We start from the raw sequence: 17,638 nt of genomic DNA on the forward strand, positions 1-17,638 counted from the left end.
AGGTCGAGGCTGATCCGTGGCATGGTCGCCTTGCCGGTCGTGTCGTCGTAGGCGAGGAGCAGCAACTCCTCGGCGAGCGCAACAACCGGTCCGGGCCGAGGCGGTCCGCCCGGACAATCCTTGCGTTGAGGACCAGATGGTCCAGGAAAGCTCGTGTCACGATGATCAGGAATAGTGGGTACACCGTCCACCTGGCCGTTGGGACGTGGACTCCGAGGTCCCATTCCCTCTAGATCATCTGGCCCGCTGGATAGACTTGACAAATGAGCGACGAGCAGGTGGCTGCGCCGACGACCAGGCGGAGGATCAGTCAACGAGGCATCGCGACGCGAGAGCGGATCCTCGAGGCAGCGAACCGCCTGATGCTCGTGCGCGGAGTGAACGCGACGACCCTTGACGACATCCGCGAGGCAAGCCAGACGAGCAAGTCTCAGCTCTACCACCACTTCGCCGACAAGCAGGAACTCGTGCGCGCCTTGGTCAAGTATCGAGGCGCGCTAGTGCTTCAGCGCGAGCGCGCGGGGCTCGAACGACTGAGATCGTTCGCAGGGCTGGTCCGGTGGCGTAACGCGCTGGTCCAGGCCAACTCGCTGAACAACGGCAAGTACGGGTGCGGGCTCGGGTCGATGACTCTCGAGCTGTCTGATCAGGATGAGCAGGCTCGATCGTCCCTGTCGGAGACGTTCGCGGCATGGGAAAAGCTGATCAGTGATGGTCTGCACCGGATGCGCGACAGCGGCCTTCTGCGCCAGGACGCCGACCCGGAGAAGCTGGCCACGGGATTGATGGCCGCTCTGCAGGGCGGCTACCTGCTGGCGAACGCCGCGCACGACGTCGCACCCATGGAAGTCGCTCTGGACATGGCGCTGGAACACATCAGATCGTTCCTGGTGCAGCCGTCCGGGGAGCCGACCCGTTAGTCGGGCCCCGCTGTGCACCGGAGGGGCCGGCGAGTGATTCCCGCCGGCCCCTCCGAGCACTGTCACTTGCCGTACAGCTCGAATTCGTAGAGCGAGAACCCGTACGAGGTGGCCCGCTTGACCCCGTACACCCGCACGTAGCGGGCGGTGACCGGGGCGAAGGTGGCGTTGTCGACGCCGCCGTTGCCGGTCGTGGTGGCGAACACCGGCGTCCAGGAGGTGCCGTCGCCGGAGACCTCGATCCGGTACGAGGTGGCGTGAGCCGACTCCCACCGAAGGACCGCCCGGCTGACGCTGCGGGCCGCGCCGAGGTCGACCCGGAGCCACTGGTTGTCGTTGTAGCTGCTCGCCCACCGGCTGCCGAGACTGCCGTCGACAGCCTTGTCCGGCGTGTGGCCGGTCAGGAACTGGGTGCTCGACGCGGTGGTCGGGCGGCCCTGCGCCAGGTTGGTGACGTCGTCGCCCCGGCGCGCCGGGAACGAGACGACCTGCTGGTAGGTGGGGCGGTTCTGCCAGGCGATCACCGGGTGGGTGATGCCGCCGAGCCCGGAGTGGGCGATCGAGTCGGCACACCACTGGTCGCCGGCCCCGCAGGACTTGTCGCCGGGGTAGACGGTGGTGGCCGGCACGGCGGCGGCCTGGCCGAGCGCGTCGAGCAGTGCCTGCCGGCATGCGCCGAGGTTGCCGTTGCCGCAGTACGCGCGGCCCAGCCCACCGGCCACCGGGTCGCCGAGCACGGTCCGCAGGTCCTTGTCGACGTAGCCCCACCACCCGTGCTGGAACGACGAGCCCTTGTGCGCCTGGCCCTGCAACGCCCAGCTCGCGGCACCGTCGCGTCCCCCGTTCTGGCCGCCCGACGGCGCCTCGTTCACCTCGATCGCGTCGACCAGCGCGGCGTAGAGATCCGGCCCCAGGCCGGGGCGGAACTGCGCCGAGGCCAGCAGCGGCCACCAGGCGTCGAAGATCCGGATCGCGTCGGCGTGCTGGTAGACCTTGGAGCCGGGTGACGTCTCCACCCGGCGGGCCCCGGCCTGCTGCCAGGCGCGCAGCTTGCCCACCGCGTCGGCCAGCGCCGGATCGGTGACCGGCGTGCTGTCCAGCACCCGCAGCAGGTCGCCGAGGACCTGCTGGCCGCGCAGGTCGGTCACCGCCGCGTCCGCCATGATCGTGACGACGTCGGCGCGGCCGAGCTTGCGCTGGGCGATCGCCGCGCGCACCGGGCCGTCGAGCAGCTGGGCCCGGTGTACGGAGCCGAAGCTGAAGTTACCGTCGGCGGCCCCGAAGTCCCGCGCCTGCTTGTTGTTCCAGCTGACGTAGTAGTCCTGGTTGACCGACTGCGGATGCGCCGACGCCGGCGTGTAGGTGGCGTCGTTGGTGTCCGGGTTCCAGCCGGCCCACTCGTACGCCGGGTCGGCCTTCGTGGGCAGGTTCGGGTCGGCGGTGGCCGGACGGACCGGGTTCGCGCCGGAGTTGTAGTACGCCGCCTCGGTCGAGTTGACGTAGAACCAGTTGAACGCGTACCCGACGTCGGCCGCGGACGCCTGGAACGCGGCCGCGCTGCCCATCGCCGACGGGTCGTTGAAGGCCTGGAAGCCGATCGCCGAGTCAGCCTCGTGCCGGTAGGTCGAGCGCAGTTTCGTGAACGCGGTCGGCTGCCCGTTCACCAGCCCCCGGTGGGCCACCAGCCCGTACTTCGTGCGCAGCGCACGCAGGGTGTACGAGCCCGCCGGGGTGGAGTCGGCCAGCGTCGGCGACCAGGAGTTGCGCTGCTCCAGCGCCTCCATGGCGAGGCACTGCCCGTGGTAGAGGTAGCGGTTGGTGCGCAGCGTCGGGGCGCTGCCGTCGGTGGTGCACAGCGGCACCGCGTACGTGTCGGTGAGGTCCTGGGAGGCGGAGGTCGCGCTCCACGCGTAGTCCTGGCCCCGGCCGAGCAGCACGTAGAGGTTGAGCCCGGCGAACGCGGCGCCCCGAGCGCTGATGCCCGGGCCCTGCAACTCCTGGAGCATCAGCAACTGCGGCGCGAAGTAGCCGGTCTGCGGCCCGAACACGGCCACCGGGTTGCCGGTGGTGGTGTGCCGTCCGGAGACCACCACCGCGTTGGACATGCCGTGCGCGCGCAGGTTGGCCAGGCCGCCGAGCAAATCCTTGGTGGCGGTGCTGGCGCCGGTGCGGGCGGCGGCCCCGCCGGTGGCGTCGTAGGCGAGGGGTTCGGCGACCACCGAGCCGGCGTCGGGGAGCACCGCGCTGGTCGCGCCGGGCGGCGTCGCCCCGTACGGGAAGCTCTGCCCGTCGTGCAGGGTGAGGACGGTCTCCGGGTCGTTCTGCGAGCGGAACGCCGCCCACACCCGGTCGCCCTCGGTGGCACCGTACTTGGCGCGGGCGGCCACCCGGACCAGCGCGGACTGGATCTCGCTGCCGCCGCCCCCGCCGAAGAGTCCGCCGATCACGCCGGCGGTGGCGATCAAATCGGTCATTGTGAAGTGCTTCGGCTTGCCGGCGCCGGCGAGCACGTACTCACCCGGGTAGTTGTCCTCGGCGATCGACTTGTCGATGTAGGCGTTGATGCCTGCGATGTAGTCGACCACGTCGGTGTAGAGCTGCTGGCCCCGGGCGCCCTTGGTGCGCAGCGCGTCCACCTGGGCCTGGAGATCCGCCTCGGTGTAGGGCGAGTTGGCCCAGACGCTCTGCTCCAGCTCACGGTTGCCAGGGGCGCCGCCGGCGAACGAGGTGACGTTGCCGCGGCCGACGTGCCGCAGCAGGTCCATCACCCAGAGCCGGTCCTGGGCTCCGGCGTAGCCGGCGCCGAACATGGTGCCGGCGCGGGTGGTGCCGGTGACGTGCGGGACGCCGGTGGCCTTGTCCCGCACGATGGTGACGTCCGCGCGCGGCGAGACGGTGCTCTCCACCTGTGCGGCCGGGACGCCGAACGAGGCGTCGTTGTAGAAGTGGGCGATCTGCTCGTCGGTCAGCCCGGCGTAGTTGTAGACCAGGTTCGCGTACTCGTCGAGCTGGTCGCTGGAGTGCGCCGGGCGGGTGCCGAGCGCCTGGTGCGCCAGGATGGCGACCAGCGTGGCGTTGCCGTTCTGCCCAGGGGGCAGGATGTCGGCGCACTGGCCGAGGCAGTAGTCGTTGGCGGCGAACGTCGTGGCGGCCAGCGCCGGTGACGGCGGGGTCACCGTCAGGACGCTCGCGGTCAGGACGGCGGCGGTGAAGGCCGCGAGCCGGTTACGGAGAGCGGGACGGGGCATGGCGATCCTCCGGGGACGCGGAGTCGGGCCGTTCGGTCACGCCCGGCTTCCGGTGCCGACGTCTCGCCCTCCGCGCCCGGGCGTTCCGCCAGGAGGTGAGAGTGACTCATATCTATCCTCGGGCAATGATCGACGTAGGACCCCCGCCCGGGATACCCGTCGTTCACCACGCGCCAATGCCGACGTTTCGCATCTTTACGCCATCGACTCCTGTCGTCACCCGAGCGCTCCCTGTTACGGGCGACGTCCGCTGACCACACCCCGACCCAGAACAGGCAGGGCTGCTGCCGCACGACAGTGAGAAGGCTGCTTCCCGAACCCGGGAAGCAGCCTTCTGACCTGTACGAACCAAGAGGGGCGATGCCGGATCAGCTCCCGCAGATGCCGTATCCGTTGAGGCTCCACGAGCCGGCGAAGCCGTCGGCGTCCTCGTCCGCTCGCAACCGCACGGTGTCACCCCCGGTGATGTTGACTGCGGTCAGTAGCACCTGACCGTTGCCGGCGTTGATGTCAGCGCCCGCGCTGTAGAGGCCCTTGCCGGCCGGGCACGCCTTGAGGCCGCTGTCGGACGAGTTGCTCGCGCTCGTCCCCGTCGACACGACCCGCTCCAGCCCGGCGGGCCCGTTGGCGCAGACCGCGATCGAGGTGGCGCTCCAGCCGGCCGGCGAGGTGCCCTGCACAGCGACCGCCCGGACGGTCACCGACGTCAGGTCCGACGACGGCACCACCTGGTCGAGCACGACGTCGCCCAGGCCGCTGTTGATCCGCCCACCCATGCCGATGACCTTCTTCGTCCCGCAGCTCGCCGTGACGAACTCCGTTCCGATCGCCCCGGTCGTGGCCACCACCTGGTACCCGGCCGGCGTGGTGGCGCACTGGGCGAGGGCCTGCAATGCCCAGTCGCCGGTGAAGTTGACAGGGCCCGCCTCCCGCATCGTCACGAAGAACCCGGTGCCGTTCGACAGCGGCTCCAACCGGTCCAGCCCCACCCGTCCGGCGGCCGACGAACCGGCGACGAGGAACCCGCCGCCCCCGGTGACCACCTTGCCGGCCGGGCAGGCCGCGAGCGCCGACTTGTCCGCGCTGCTCTCCGCGGCCGAATGGGTGACCGTCTCCAACCCCGCCGGCGCCGCCGAGGCCGGCGCCGCCCAACCCATGCCGGCCACCACAGCTGCCGTCGACATGACGGCCGTCAGCACGCCCCGCCCCTTGGTTACTCGCATGTCGCTCTCCTGTCCGCCTCGACCGGCGCCGTGCCGGCCTGCCTCCCGCCCGGACCAACAGGTCCGATGACTGAGACGAGCCTGGGCGGGGCCGCTTGTCGTCCGCTATCCGACCGCTTGGCGCCGGCCGTGCCGACCACCGCGTTCGTAGACTGTGGACGTCCGATCACGACTGACGAGGAAAGCCATGCGGTGGACCCTCCTCGGCCCCGTCCAGGTGACCGCCGGGGGGCGGGTCCTTCCCATCGACCGCCCTCAGCAACGCGCGGTGCTCGCGCTGCTCCTCCTCAACGCCGATCGGCTGGTGCCCCTCGGGCAGATCGTGTCGGCGCTCTGGGCTGAGGAACCACCCGCCAGCGCCCGGACCCAGGTTCAGGTCTGTGTCTCCCGAATCCGGTCGGCCCTGCGCGAGGTAGGAGCGGCCGACCTGCTGACGACCCAGGGCAGCGGCTACCGGCTCACCGTACCCATGGCCGAGCTGGACCTCGCCGAGTTCACCGCGGCGATCGAGCAGGCCCGCGCCGAGGAGGCTGCCGGCCGGCGGGCGGAGGCGGCGCGGCTGCTGCGCGACGGCCTGGCGCTGTGGCGGGGGCCGGCGCTGGCGGGCGCGACCGGAGCCTTCGTCGACGCTGCGGCCACCGGCCTTGATGAGCAACGCCTGCTCGCATACGAGCGGCTTGCCGCCGTGGAACTCGGCCTCGGCCGGTTCGCCGCGACCGCGCGTGCCCTACGCCCCCTGGCGGCCGAGCATCCGCTGCGGGAGTCGCTGGTGGCCGGGTATCTGCTCGCCCTGGCCGGCTGCGGCCAGCGGGCCGCCGCACTGCGGCTCTACGCCGAGACCCGCCGCCACCTCGTCGACGAGTTGGGCGTGGAGCCCGGCCCCGAGCTGAGCGGGGCCCACCTGCGGGTGCTGAGGGGGCGGACGCCGACCGAGCCCACACCTGCCAAGCCCCACGGCCCGTCTCCAGCGCAGCTTCCCGGCGCCCCCGCCTGGTTCACCGGCCGCGCGACGGCGCTGCGGCAACTGGACGCATTGCTGCCCGCCGGGCCGGCGGGGGCCGCCGGTAACTCCGGCGAGGAGGGTCCGGGCCGGGCGGTGGTCATCTCCGCCATCGCCGGCACCGCCGGGGTCGGCAAGACGACCCTCGCGGTGCACTGGGCCTACCGGGTCGCGCACCGGTACCCGGATGGGCAGCTCTACGTCAACCTGCGCGGATTCGACCTCGACGGCCGGGCCGTGTCGCCGGGCGAGGCGCTGCGCGGCTTCCTGGAGGCGCTGCACGTGCCGCCCCAGCGGGTGCCTGCCGACCTGCCCGGGCAGGCCGCCCTGTTCCGGACACTGCTCGCCGACCGTCGGGTCCTGGTGCTGCTCGACAACGCCCGCGACGAGGAGCAGGTGCGGCCCCTGCTGCCGGGATCCCCGGGCAGCCTGGTCGTGGTGACCAGCCGCAATCGGCTCACCGGCCTGGTGGTCAACGCCGGCGCCCACCCTGTGACGTTGGACGTGCTTCCGCCCGGCGAGGCCCGGGAGCTGCTGGTCGGTCGGCTCGGTCGCGGGCGTGTCGGGCGCGAAGCGGCGGCGCTGGACGAGATCGTGCGCCGCTGCGCCGGCCTGCCGTTGGCTTTGGCCGTCGTCGCGGCCCGCGCCGTCGGGCAGCCCGACGTACCGCTGGGGGCGTTCGCCACCGAACTGCGGGACACCGACCCGGTTCGGCTCACCGCACTGGCCACCGGCGACCCCACGACCGACGTACGGGCGGTCTTCTCCTGGTCGTACCGGGCGTTGGACGCCGACCCGGCCCGGTTGTTCCGGCTACTGGGGCTGCACCCCGGCCCCGACGCCGGACGGACGGCGGTGGCCAGCCTCGCCGGCCTGCCGCCGGCTCGGGTCGAACCACTGCTGGCCGACCTCACCCGGGCGAACCTGCTCACCGAGCGCACCCCCGGCCGGTACACGATGCACGACCTGCTTCGCGCGTACGCCTCGGAGTTGTGTCACGGCACCGACCCCGAGTCCGAGCGGAAGGCCGCCCGACGCCGCCTCTTCGACCACTACCTGTACGCCTCGCACGCGGCGGACCACCTGCTCGACCCGTACCGGTTGGCGCGACCTGCCACGCTCCCGCCGGCCGAGCCGGGGGTGACGGTGGGCGACCGGCCGGAGCACGCATGGGCGACGGCGTGGTTCGCCGCCGAGCGCCACGTCCTGCTGGCCTGTGTGGAGCAGGCGGCGGGCACCGGCCTGGACCGGCACGCGTGGACACTGGCGGCGGCCCTCACCACGTACCTCGATCGCAGCGGACACTGGCCCGAGCTGGCCGCCGCGCAGCGGACCGCCCTGGCGGCGGCGCTGCGCCGGGGTGACCTGGCCGGTCAGGCCCTGGCGCACCGTGGCCTCGCCATCGCCTGCACCTGGTCGGGCGAACACGAGGCAGCACACCGGCACTACCGGCGCGACCTGGAGCTGTACCGCGAGTTGGGCGACGACACCGGACGGGCGCACACGCACCTCGGGGTGAGCTGGGTGCTCACACGGCAGGGCCAGCTACGGGCGGCGCTCGACGAGACCCGGCTGGCCCTCGACCTGTACCGGGCCGCCGGCTACCGGGTCGGGCAGGCCAAGGCGCTCAACAACCTGGGCTGGATGCACGCCAGGCTCGGCGAGCCAGGGCCGGCGCTGCGCTGCTGCCAGGAGGCCCTGCGGCTGCACGAGGAGACCGGCGATCGGCACGGCGCGGCACTGACCTGGGACAGTCTCGGCTACGTCCGGCACGGCCTCGGCGACCACGACCGGGCCGCGGACTGCTACCGGCGGGCGCTGGTGCTGCACCGGGAGCTCGGCGACCGCTACGACGAGGCGGAGGTGCTGGACAACCTGGGCGACAGCCTGCAGGCCGCCGGTGACCTCGACGCCGCGCGCCGGGCGTGGCGAGAGGCGCTGACCATCTTCGACGAGCTGCGTCATCCGGACGCCGACCGCCCCAGGGTCAAGCTGGCCGCCCCGGCCGTCCCTGCGGCGTCAGCGGGCGGCTACGGACCATAGGTGACGTGGTACGGCATGCGGGCTCACTCCTCTTGTGGTGGCTGCCGAGGCAACCCACGGAGGGGTGAGAATCACCGGAAGCCGGGCGGAGGGGGGCCCAGATGGGCTCCCCCTCCTCAACCAGTCGCTACGAGAACCAGTCGCTACGAGGCCGGTGGAAGGCCCGGCTTGATCCGAACGAAAAAGGCGTTGGATGGCCTGTTCTGCAGTCCTCCTTCGAGCTGCCCGCTACTGAACACGCGATATCGGGCGTAGAAGGCCCCGAGGTCACGCCCGGCAGCCGCGTTCTGGGCGGTGGTCACCATGCGTAGTGACGCGTTGAGGCTCGGAGTCCAGACATTGTTGACCATCTGCCCCTCGATACCGAGCGCCTGGTTGGTGGATGCGAACGGATACTCGTCGCACTGCTTACCCGGACCGTATCCGGGAAGGTTCACGCGGTACTTGTCGCGAAAATACTTGTTCTTCGAGGTGTAGAGCGCCCCGTCGGGCTGGGGTACACGCGCGCTGTTCGCCCGCTTGGTGAGGGGTACCTTCGCGCACGGCGTTGCCCCGCAGGCGTCGTAGTTGCCGGGGAAGCTCTTGGCGATGGGCACACCCGTCAGACTTACCTTCGGCTCCGTGCCCTGCGGGTTCTGGAAGGCGAACTGGATGTGCTGCGCCACCTCCCACCGGTCGGGGTCCTGGGAGTACATGGTGTAGACCCGATCGGCACCGAGGAACCTGCACCCTCCGGTGTTGCCGGTCCACTTCAGCTCTCCCCCGATCAACGTGCGATACCTGATGCGTTCGCTGTCGCAGCGGGCGACGAAGGGGAGATCGCCCCGCCTGGTCGGGGGTCCGTTCTGGGTGGAGAGATACTGCCACAGTCGGAAGGGCGTGGGATCGATGAACAGGAAGCTGTCGGCGTTGAACAGCTTGGGCCGCAGAGTGCAGTTCCCCCAGGCCCTTGGTTGCGACTGGAAGACGAACGCGTCCTCACCGTCCCGCTTGAAGGCGCCGATCGTCGCGTCCCGGTTGGATCCCTCGGTCATCGTGCATTCGGAGTTGTCGGACCCTCGCGCGTCGATCCGGAGCCGAAGCGTGTCGCCGTCGAACGCGTTCGTGGGCGTGCAGTTGGCGGCCTCGGTCTTGATGTTGGTGATGCTGGTCCAGAGGCTGATGTCCCTGGCTGTGAGGGTCGAATCCGCTGGGGCGCCGACAACCGGTTTGCCGTTCGTGGTGCCCAGGTTGGTGAACACGATCACGTTGACGGTCATCATCACGCCCTTGGACTTCGGGCATCGGCTCGTCGGCAGGCCGGTGTACTGATTCACCTCGAAGTCGGCCCAGCCCAGGATCTTGCTGTGGCAGGCCGAATAGGGGCGCAGGACGGTCCAGCCGAACGCGTGGTTGGGTCGGGGCGAGCTCAGACGCGCGGCGTTGCAGCCCGCGCGGTCGATCCGCTCGTAGTTGAACGGCGCCCCCGTGTTCTCGTCGGCCGCCGCGAACGCGCCTTGCGGGGGGAGCTTCCCGGCCGAGTGGGCTTCGCCGACCTGGAACGTCTGCCACTTCGACCACGCGCCGGTTCCGTCGGGCGCCGTCGTGCGTGCGTGCCACCGCACCCACTGGCCCTTGGTGAGCTTGCCGGATGGCATCCGCAGCGTGTGGCGTGCCGCGCCGCCCGTGCTGGTCACGGTGCCCGACCAGATCGGTTTCGCGTCGACCGCCGACTTACCCGTCGGGGACTTCTCCGGCAGCGCGGCCACCTCGACCTGCACCTTTGCCGGCTGGTTCGGTGGACGCGACACCCAGGTGGTGAACGCCGGAGTGGTCCCCTCAGCCCCGGAGATCGCGAGCTTCGCGATGTCCGTGGTGCTGCTGGCGGACGTGGCGCGCTGCGCCGCCGGGGCGGCGCCGATCGGCGTGTTCATGTCGCTCTGGATCTGCGCCGCGGTGAGCGCGCGGTTGTAGACGCGCACCTCGTCGATCAGGCCGCTGAAGTACTCGCCCCAGATCTCGTTGCCGCCGATGGTGAGCGTGCCCCCGTCGTCGTCGATGGTGCCGGTGACGGCGACCTCGCCGGCCTTTGTGCCGTTGACGTAGAGGGTGGCCCTGCTGCCGTCGTAGGTAAGTGCCACATTGCTCCACGTGCCGTCCGGCAGTGCGGTGGGCCCCTGGGGAGTGACCGGCTCGCCGGTGGTGGTGAGCCACCCCGCGGGCCCGTCCCTGTCGGAGGCGTACAGGCCGTACGAGGCGTTGATTCCGGATGCAAGGTTCTTCATAACCACCGTGTGCCAGTCGGACTGCTCGTCCGGTCTGACCCAGGCGGACAGGGTCAGCGCGGTGGTCAGTCGCAACGATGGCGCGTGCGTGACGGTGACCAGGCTGCTGGTGCCGTTGAACGACAACGCCTTGCCGTACCTGCCGTTGGTGGCCCAGGTCGTGTCGTGGGCCGCTCCGCTGTTGGCCTGCCCAGAAGAGTCGGAGACCGTAGTGCCGGAGCCCTGGTTCATGTTGTAGGCCGCCACCAGTCCGGGCACCGGGTTCGACGGGCCGGTGGGCGACGGGCTCGGGGTGGGCGTTGGCGTCGCGGTCGGAGTCGGTGTGGGGGTGGGGCCGGTGGCGCCGACCGGAGTGGCCATGTCGGCCTGGATCTGGGTCGCGTCGAGGGCGCGGTTGTAGACGCGCACCTCGTCGATCAGGCCGCTGAAGTACTCGCCCCAGACCGTGTTGCCACCGATTGTCACCTTCCCTCCGTCGACGTCAAGCGGCCCCGTGAGCGGTGTCCGGGCAGCCTGGGTTCCGTTGACGTACAGCCGGGCGTCGGCGCTGTCATAGGTGACCGTCAAGTGGCTCCAGGCGTTGACGGCCAGCGGCGTGCCACCGCTCACCTGGTACGGCTGGCCGCCGCGCTGCAGCCAGCCCGACGGCGCTTCGCCGTTCGAGCCGTACAGCACGTAGGAGGCGCCCTCCCCGGTGGCGAGGTTCTTGGTGACCACGCTGCGCCAACTCACGACTGAGGAGGGCCGCACCCACGCCGACAGGGTCAGCCCGCCGGTGAGCCGCAACGAGGGCGCGTCGGCGACGGTGACCAGGCTGCTGGTGCCGTTGAACGACAACGCCTTGCCGTACCTGCCGTTGGTGCTCCACGTCGTGTTGGTGGCCGTGCCGGCGTTGCTCTGGCCGGATGAGTCACCCACGCTCGTCCCGGTCCCCTCGTTCATGCCATAGGAGGCCACGAGCCCGGTCGGCGGTTTCACACCGGTGGTGAACGACCATGTGTGCGAGGAGGACATCGCGTTGCCCGCGACGTCAGTGGCCCCTGACACCTCGGCGGTGTACGCGGTGGTTTCGGCCAGCGGCCCCGCCGGGGTGAAGGTGAGTACCCGTTTTGCGGGGTCCATGGCGGATGTTCCAGTGATCGACGTGCCAGCGGGGTTCTTCAGCGCGAGCTGGGCACCGTCGACCGGCTCGGTGAACGTCGCTGTGACTGCCGTGGCGACCGGAACGTCGGTCGCCTGGGCCGCCGGGGTCACCGCGGAGACGGCCGGGGGCTTTGTGTCGTTCTCGGTGGTGAACTGCCAGCCGTGCGGGTCCTGTTCGTTGCCGTCCTCGTCGTGCGCCTCACGGGCCTCCGCGCTGTACGCGGTGCTGGGCTTCAGCGGCTGCGCCGGAGTGAAGGTGGCGATCTGTCCGGTGGCGTCCCAGGTCGTCGTGCCCGGGGCCGCGGTCCCGCTGGGGTCCTTAATGATGATCTTCGGATTCCAGACCTTCTCGCCGAAGGTCACGGTGACGGTGGTGTCGACCGGGACGTTGGTGCTGCCGGCGACCGGCTGCACGCCGGTGACCGTGGGCTTGGTCTCGTCGACCGGGAGGTCTCCGGACGGCACCTCGTCGGGTTCGATGTCGGCCGGGTCGATCTCCTCGTCACTCGGTATCGGCCGAAGTCGCCGGGAGTCGACCTCGCTGGGCACGCCCACGCCGAGCTTCTCGAATTCGTCGGCCTCTTCGTTGGTCAGCCCCCAGCTGGCGTCGTCAAGCGGCTGGGCGGCCATCTCCTTGGCCTCTTCGTAGCTGGGGAACTCGGTCAACTCGGCGTCCGACTCGAACTTCACCCACTCGGTGCGCGTGGGTGGCGGCGTGTACTCGACCATGAGGGCGGGCGGGTGACGGTAGCCCGGATACGGGTCGCCGCCACCAAACTCGCTGGCGTAGTACTGGCGCCAGTTGGTCGCGGCGGTCTCGCTGGCGGCCCGCAGCATCAGCCCGTAGTTGGGTGCGTCCTGCTCGATCCAGGCCCGGGCCATGCCGGTGACCCGGTGCCAGACCTCCTCGTCCTTGGCGCACCAGGTGTTGACGGCGTCGTAGTTGTAGCCCGCCCGGTTCAGGCCTTCGGCGCTGCCGGTGGTGGAGGGCTGGTTGTACCAGTCCAAAGTGGTGGAACTCCACGAGGAGCCGAGGCGCGCGGCGACGATGCCAGCGCCCAGCGGGTCACCGCAGAGGGCTCCGTTGGGGCCGCCGGACTTGTAGTTCCACATGATCAGGTCTGCCTGGACGACCGATGCCCCCGCCAACTCCGGGGCGTCGGTGTTGAACCTCAGGTACACCCGGGCGATGTCGGCGCTGGTCTGGGTGGTACCGGCGCGCAACCATCCCTCGGCGGCATGGTTGTTGTAGGGGTCGTTCTTGCTGACCCAGGCATCCTGCGGCACGCCGCCGCCGAACCACTCCGAGGCGGCGGCGACCGTCACCGGGAAGGCCACCGCCGGGTCGGCGAGGAACTTCGGGTCCGGCGAGAAGACCAGCTCCGACTTCTCCACGCGCGCCGCGACCGGAGATGCCTTGCCGAGCTTGGCGTCGGTTGCGGTCAGCACGACCGGTGCGGCTTTCGCCGCGCCCTTGCCGTCCTTCAGTTGGGGTAGTCCCTGCGACGTCTTGCCGAAGGTGGTTCCCTTGGGCAGCGTGAGCGGCATCCGCACCGTCACCGGGCCGGTCGGCCGGTGCCGGAAGACGACCTGCGAGACGAACCCGTCGGATTCGGCCCGCACCACGAGGTCCACTCCCCTGGACACCGCGTCGGGGTAGGTGACCGTGTTGCCGGAGATTTTCGGCTCCGGCAGCGCCTGCTTCACGCTCAGGTTGACCGTACCGTTGCTACCGGCTGCCGAGACCAGGCTCTTGCTGCCGCGCCCGCCGAGGCTCAGCGGAACCTTCGTGCGTACCGTCCGCAGCACACCGTCGCGAGCGACGATGTTGGTGTCGATGGGCTCCCACACGCCGGTGCCCGGGTTCTTGAGTTGAATGGGTCGGGTGTGCAGCTGAGCCCGCAGGTGCTTGCCATCGGGATCGGCCCACACCTTCATCGTCTCGGTGAAGCGGTCGGGAACCTCGACGGGCGCGCCGGCCTGGGCCGCCTTCGCCCAGGCGCCTTCGAGCCCGCGACCGCTCGCTTGAGCGGCCGGCGTGGCACCAGGGATTTTCGCCGCCGCGACCAGTGTCAGCGGCATCAGGAGCGCCAGCGTCATGGCGCCTCTGAACAACGGAAGGAGTGACATCGGCCGAGTATTCGTCTGACCACTGCCGCGAACCTTGTAGGTACCTTGAATCCCCTAGTCAGGCGGTGGCGGGCCGGCGAGCCGCGGTCCTGGGCACTTCCAGACTGTGGAAGTGGGGCGGCGGCGTGGCCGTCCACCTGGAACCATCGTGAGCAACCGTGTGACGGGTGAGCGTGCGGGGCGCGCGCCGGGACGAATGGGGTCGCGGCGATGGCTGTCGAGTTCAGACTGCCGGGTGAGGTCGAGGCTCGCGTCGCAGGCCGGTTGATCGACCTGGGGCATCTTCGACAGCGGGGCGTGCTGGCGGTCCTGCTCATCGGCGCCAATCAGTTGATCCGCACGGATCAACTGATCAGCCGGGCCTGGGGTGACCTGCGACCGCAGTCGGCGTCGAGTTCGCTCTACAGCTATCTGTCACGACTGCGCCGCAGTCTCGGTGAGGCCGCCGATGTGTCGATCCGGCGGCAGTCCGGCGGCTACCTGCTCCAGGTGGACCCGTGGGCGATCGACCTGCACCGGTTCCGCGAACTGCTCGCTGTCGCCCGGACCACCGAGGATGCCGGACGGGCGTTGCGGATCTTCGACGAGGCTTTGGGGTTGTGGCGAGGCACTCCGCTGGGTCAGCTCGACACGCCGTGGCTCGATGATGTCCGGACGGCCGCCGACCGGGAGCGGGTCACCGCCGACCGGGACCGCACCGATGTCGCGCTGCGCTGCGGCCAGCACGCCGCCCTGGTGCCGCAACTCCTGCGCGCCGTGGCGGAGCATCCGTTCGACGAACGGCTGATCGGTCAGCTCATGCTGGCGCTGTGCCGGTCCGGGAGGCAGGCCGACGCGCTCGACCATTACCTGGCCCTACGCCGCCGACTGGCGGACTCACTCGGCGTCGATCCCATGTCGGAGTTGCAACGCCTGCACCTGCGGATGATCAGCGGCGACCCAACTCTCGCCGCGCCCATCCCGGAGACCGCCGTCGCCCGCAGTGACGTACCCCGCCAACTGCCGGCGCCACCCGCGGGCTTCGTCGGTCGGGCCGACGAACTCGCCGCGCTGTCCGCCGCCTCCGGCGCCGACGGCGGCGTCGCCACCATCGGCGGTCCCGGGGGCGTCGGCAAGACCTGGCTCGCGCTGCACTGGGCGTACGACAACCTGAAGCGATTTCCGGACGGTCAGTTGTACGTGAACCTACGTGGCTTCGAGGTTAGCGCTCCGGTGTCACCCGAGGTCGTGCTGCGCGGGTTACTGGACGCGCTGCACGTGCCCGCCGAGACGGTTCCGGTAGACCTGGACGCACAGACCGCCCTCTACCGCAGCCTGTTGGCCGACAAACGCATGCTGATCGTGCTCGACAACGCCCGCGACGTGACCCAGGTGATTCCACTGCTTCCCGGCGGGCAGCACTGCACGGTGCTGGTGACCAGCCGGGCCCGCCTCGGCGGGCTCATCGCCGCGCACGGCGCCCGGCCGGTCGACCTGGAGGTGTTGACGGAGCCGGAGGCCCGCAACCTGTTGATCCACCTGCTCAACCGGCACGGGGCGGCGGTCGAGCCGCAGAGCGTACGGGACATCGCGTCCCGGTGTGCCGGCCTTCCCCTGGCCCTGAGCATCGTGGCGGCTCGAGCGGCGATGCAGCCTGACCTGCCGCTGAGCGTGGTCAGCGAGGAGCTTCGCGAGGAAGCGACCCGGCTCGACGCCCTGACCGTGGGCGATCTGCACGGCGACATCCGCGCCGTGTTCGCCGCCTCGCACCACGCGCTCAGCGCCGAGGCGGCCCGACTGTTCGTTCTGCTCTCACTAGTGCCCGCACCGGAGATCGGGCTGGCCGCCGCAGCCAGCCTCGTCGGCCGCTCCCGGGACCGCAGCCGGCTCCTGTTGACTGAGTTGCGCGACTCGCATCTGGTCCAGGTGCCGCGACAGGCCCGCTACCGGATGCACGATCTGGTGCGCCTCTATGCTCGGCATCGGGTGGACGACGACCAGCCGGCGCAGGCCCGCAGCGACGCGATGGACCGGCTGCTGAACTTTGTCCTACACACCGCCGGCCGGGCGGCCCGGCTCGTCGAGCCCAATCGCGACGCGGCCGAGCCGGACGGCGCGGCCGGGACCGACGTGCCGATGGGCGTCGATTCGCTGGCCGACCACGCCGAGGCTCTCGCCTGGTTCGTCACCGAACACCAGATGTTGCTGGGCATCCTGGCGTACGCGGCGGAGCACGGCCGTGACCTCCACGTATGGCAGTTGGCACGGACGCTGGAGACCTTCTTCGACTACAAGGGGCACTGGAACGACTGGATCGACACCCAGCACCTGGCGCTCGCCGCGGCGCGGCGGATGGGAGACCGGCACCGGCAGGCGCAGGCCCATCGCAGTCTGGGCGTAGCCCACACCCAGCTGGGGCGTCTGGACGTGGGGTACGAGCAGCACCATCACGCACTGCAGATCTTCGTCGAGCTGGACGACCACGCGAAACAGGCCGACACCCACCGGGGCCTGGGGTGGGTCTGCCACAACCAGGGCGATTGGCCGGGCGCGCTCGGCCACAACGAACGGGCGCTAGAGCTCTACCGCCGGCTCGGTGACCGGCCGGGGCAGGCGGCGGCGTTGAACAACGTGGGCTGGTTGTACAGCATGCTCGGCGACCATCGGCAGACGTTGCGCTTCGGCGCGCAGGCGACGGCCCTCGACCAGGAGATCGGCGACGAACACGCCGAAGCGGGCACCTGGGACACGATGGGCTACGCCCACCATCACCTGGGCGAGTACGAGCAGGCCATCGACTGCTATCACCGGGCGCGGGCGCTGATCCGCCGCTTCGACGACCACTACAACGAGGCGGACATCCTGCGACACCTCGCGGAGAGCCTCACCGCCATCGGCGACAATGACGGCGCGCGGGAGGCGCTGGAGGATGCGGTCGTCTCGCTCGACCAGATCGGCCACACCGCGGCCGACGAGGTGCGGGCCGAGCTGCAGAAGCTCGAACTGGCGGGACCGGTGAGACGTGACCGCCCCGACTCCCGCTAGCCGACGGCCGCCTCACGGTGGATCTGCTCGAGTCGAACGGCCATCGCGGCGGACAGGGCCTGCGCACAACGGGCGCCGACCGGTGACTGGCAACATCTCGTCGCCAGACGGTAAACGGGCAGCGCCGTCAGTCGCACCACGCCACCTCAAACCGACCGCTGCGCGGTGTCGCCGCTGCGGAGACGGTCCAACTCGGCGAGGTACATCGCCTGCATGCGGTCGTAGTGCCGGACCAGCAGCGTGACCTCCTCGACGCTGTAGCCCTCGATGAGTTGCTCCGCCCGCTCGGCGAACCGCTCGTACGGTCGCTCCAACTCGGCCATCCGCTCCGGCCGCAGAGCGACGATCACCCGCCGCCGGTCCGCCGGATCGCGCTCGGCCGTCACGTAGCCCGCCTGCTGGAGCCGGCGGAGCATGCTGGTCACCGCCCCGGTGGTGAGGTTGGTCCGCTCGGCGACCTGCCCCGCGGTGGCGGATCCGAAGTCCGCCAGGTAGTCGAGGCATTCCAGGTCGCTCACGGCGAGGCCCAGCCGCTCCGCGATGGCGTACCGGAACACCATGGACAGCCGCGACGTCTCCCGTCCGGCGCGCATGAGGTCGGCGATCGCGGGCGCACGGGCCGGCTCGTGGGACATGCCGGCAA

Annotated in this window: 7 protein-coding genes and 1 pseudogene; 3 read left to right on the top strand and 5 right to left on the bottom strand. The window is 70.6% G+C overall.

The window, feature by feature from the left end; all coding sequences use genetic code 11:
- Positions 1-191: pseudogene (locus AB0C20_RS21525) on the bottom strand (hypothetical protein); the annotation flags it as partial.
- 72 nt (positions 192-263) lie between these two features.
- Between AB0C20_RS21525 and AB0C20_RS21530 the strand changes: the two are divergent.
- Positions 264-920, top strand: a complete 657-nt coding sequence (locus AB0C20_RS21530) for a TetR/AcrR family transcriptional regulator (RefSeq protein ID WP_357177648.1) — start codon at positions 264-266, stop codon at positions 918-920.
- A gap of 62 nt (positions 921-982) precedes the next feature.
- Here the strand turns inward: AB0C20_RS21530 and AB0C20_RS21535 are convergent, their stop codons facing one another.
- Both AB0C20_RS21535 and AB0C20_RS21540 read right to left on the bottom strand, forming a co-directional pair.
- Positions 983-4,168: a penicillin acylase family protein gene (locus AB0C20_RS21535; protein ID WP_357177651.1), complete on the bottom strand. Its 3,186-nt coding sequence runs from the start codon at positions 4,166-4,168 to the stop codon at positions 983-985.
- Positions 4,169-4,536: 368 nt separating this feature from the next.
- Positions 4,537-5,391, bottom strand: coding sequence for a hypothetical protein (locus AB0C20_RS21540; RefSeq protein ID WP_357177654.1), 855 nt, complete (start codon positions 5,389-5,391; stop codon positions 4,537-4,539).
- 187 nt (positions 5,392-5,578) lie between these two features.
- On the opposite strand from AB0C20_RS21540, the gene AB0C20_RS21545 reads away from it, so the two are divergent.
- Positions 5,579-8,434: a BTAD domain-containing putative transcriptional regulator gene (locus tag AB0C20_RS21545; protein WP_357177657.1), complete on the top strand. Its 2,856-nt coding sequence runs from the start codon at positions 5,579-5,581 to the stop codon at positions 8,432-8,434.
- A gap of 143 nt (positions 8,435-8,577) precedes the next feature.
- Here the strand turns inward: AB0C20_RS21545 and AB0C20_RS21550 are convergent, their stop codons facing one another.
- A complete protein-coding gene (locus AB0C20_RS21550; RefSeq protein WP_357568599.1) occupies positions 8,578-13,941 on the bottom strand; it encodes a LamG-like jellyroll fold domain-containing protein in 5,364 nt (1,787 codons plus the stop codon).
- A 240-nt stretch (positions 13,942-14,181) separates the two neighbouring features.
- On the opposite strand from AB0C20_RS21550, the gene AB0C20_RS21555 reads away from it, so the two are divergent.
- A complete protein-coding gene (locus AB0C20_RS21555; RefSeq protein ID WP_357177663.1) occupies positions 14,182-16,995 on the top strand; it encodes a BTAD domain-containing putative transcriptional regulator in 2,814 nt (937 codons plus the stop codon).
- 146 nt (positions 16,996-17,141) lie between these two features.
- Here AB0C20_RS21555 and AB0C20_RS21560 read toward each other — a convergent pair whose 3' ends face one another.
- Complete coding sequence (locus tag AB0C20_RS21560) at positions 17,142-17,630, bottom strand: MarR family transcriptional regulator (protein ID WP_357177667.1); 489 nt, start codon at positions 17,628-17,630, stop codon at positions 17,142-17,144.
- Positions 17,631-17,638: the final 8 nt, after the last annotated feature.

This window comes from Micromonospora sp. NPDC048843 (assembly GCF_040649965.1).
Classification (GTDB): Bacteria; Actinomycetota; Actinomycetes; order Mycobacteriales; family Micromonosporaceae; genus Micromonospora; species Micromonospora hortensis.

What these genes read in the sequence shown, in the direction of transcription:
- AB0C20_RS21530 (WP_357177648.1), top strand. Translation starts at nt 264, where the DNA reads ATGAGCGACGAGCAGGTGGCTGCGCCGACGACCAGGCGGAGGATCAGT.
- AB0C20_RS21535 (WP_357177651.1), bottom strand. Translation starts at nt 4,168, where the DNA reads ATGCCCCGTCCCGCTCTCCGTAACCGGCTCGCGGCCTTCACCGCCGCC.
- AB0C20_RS21540 (WP_357177654.1), bottom strand. Translation starts at nt 5,391, where the DNA reads ATGCGAGTAACCAAGGGGCGGGGCGTGCTGACGGCCGTCATGTCGACG.
- AB0C20_RS21545 (WP_357177657.1), top strand. Translation starts at nt 5,579, where the DNA reads ATGCGGTGGACCCTCCTCGGCCCCGTCCAGGTGACCGCCGGGGGGCGG.
- AB0C20_RS21550 (WP_357568599.1), bottom strand. Translation starts at nt 13,941, where the DNA reads ATGACGCTGGCGCTCCTGATGCCGCTGACACTGGTCGCGGCGGCGAAA.
- AB0C20_RS21555 (WP_357177663.1), top strand. Translation starts at nt 14,182, where the DNA reads ATGGCTGTCGAGTTCAGACTGCCGGGTGAGGTCGAGGCTCGCGTCGCA.
- AB0C20_RS21560 (WP_357177667.1), bottom strand. Translation starts at nt 17,630, where the DNA reads ATGTCCCACGAGCCGGCCCGTGCGCCCGCGATCGCCGACCTCATGCGC.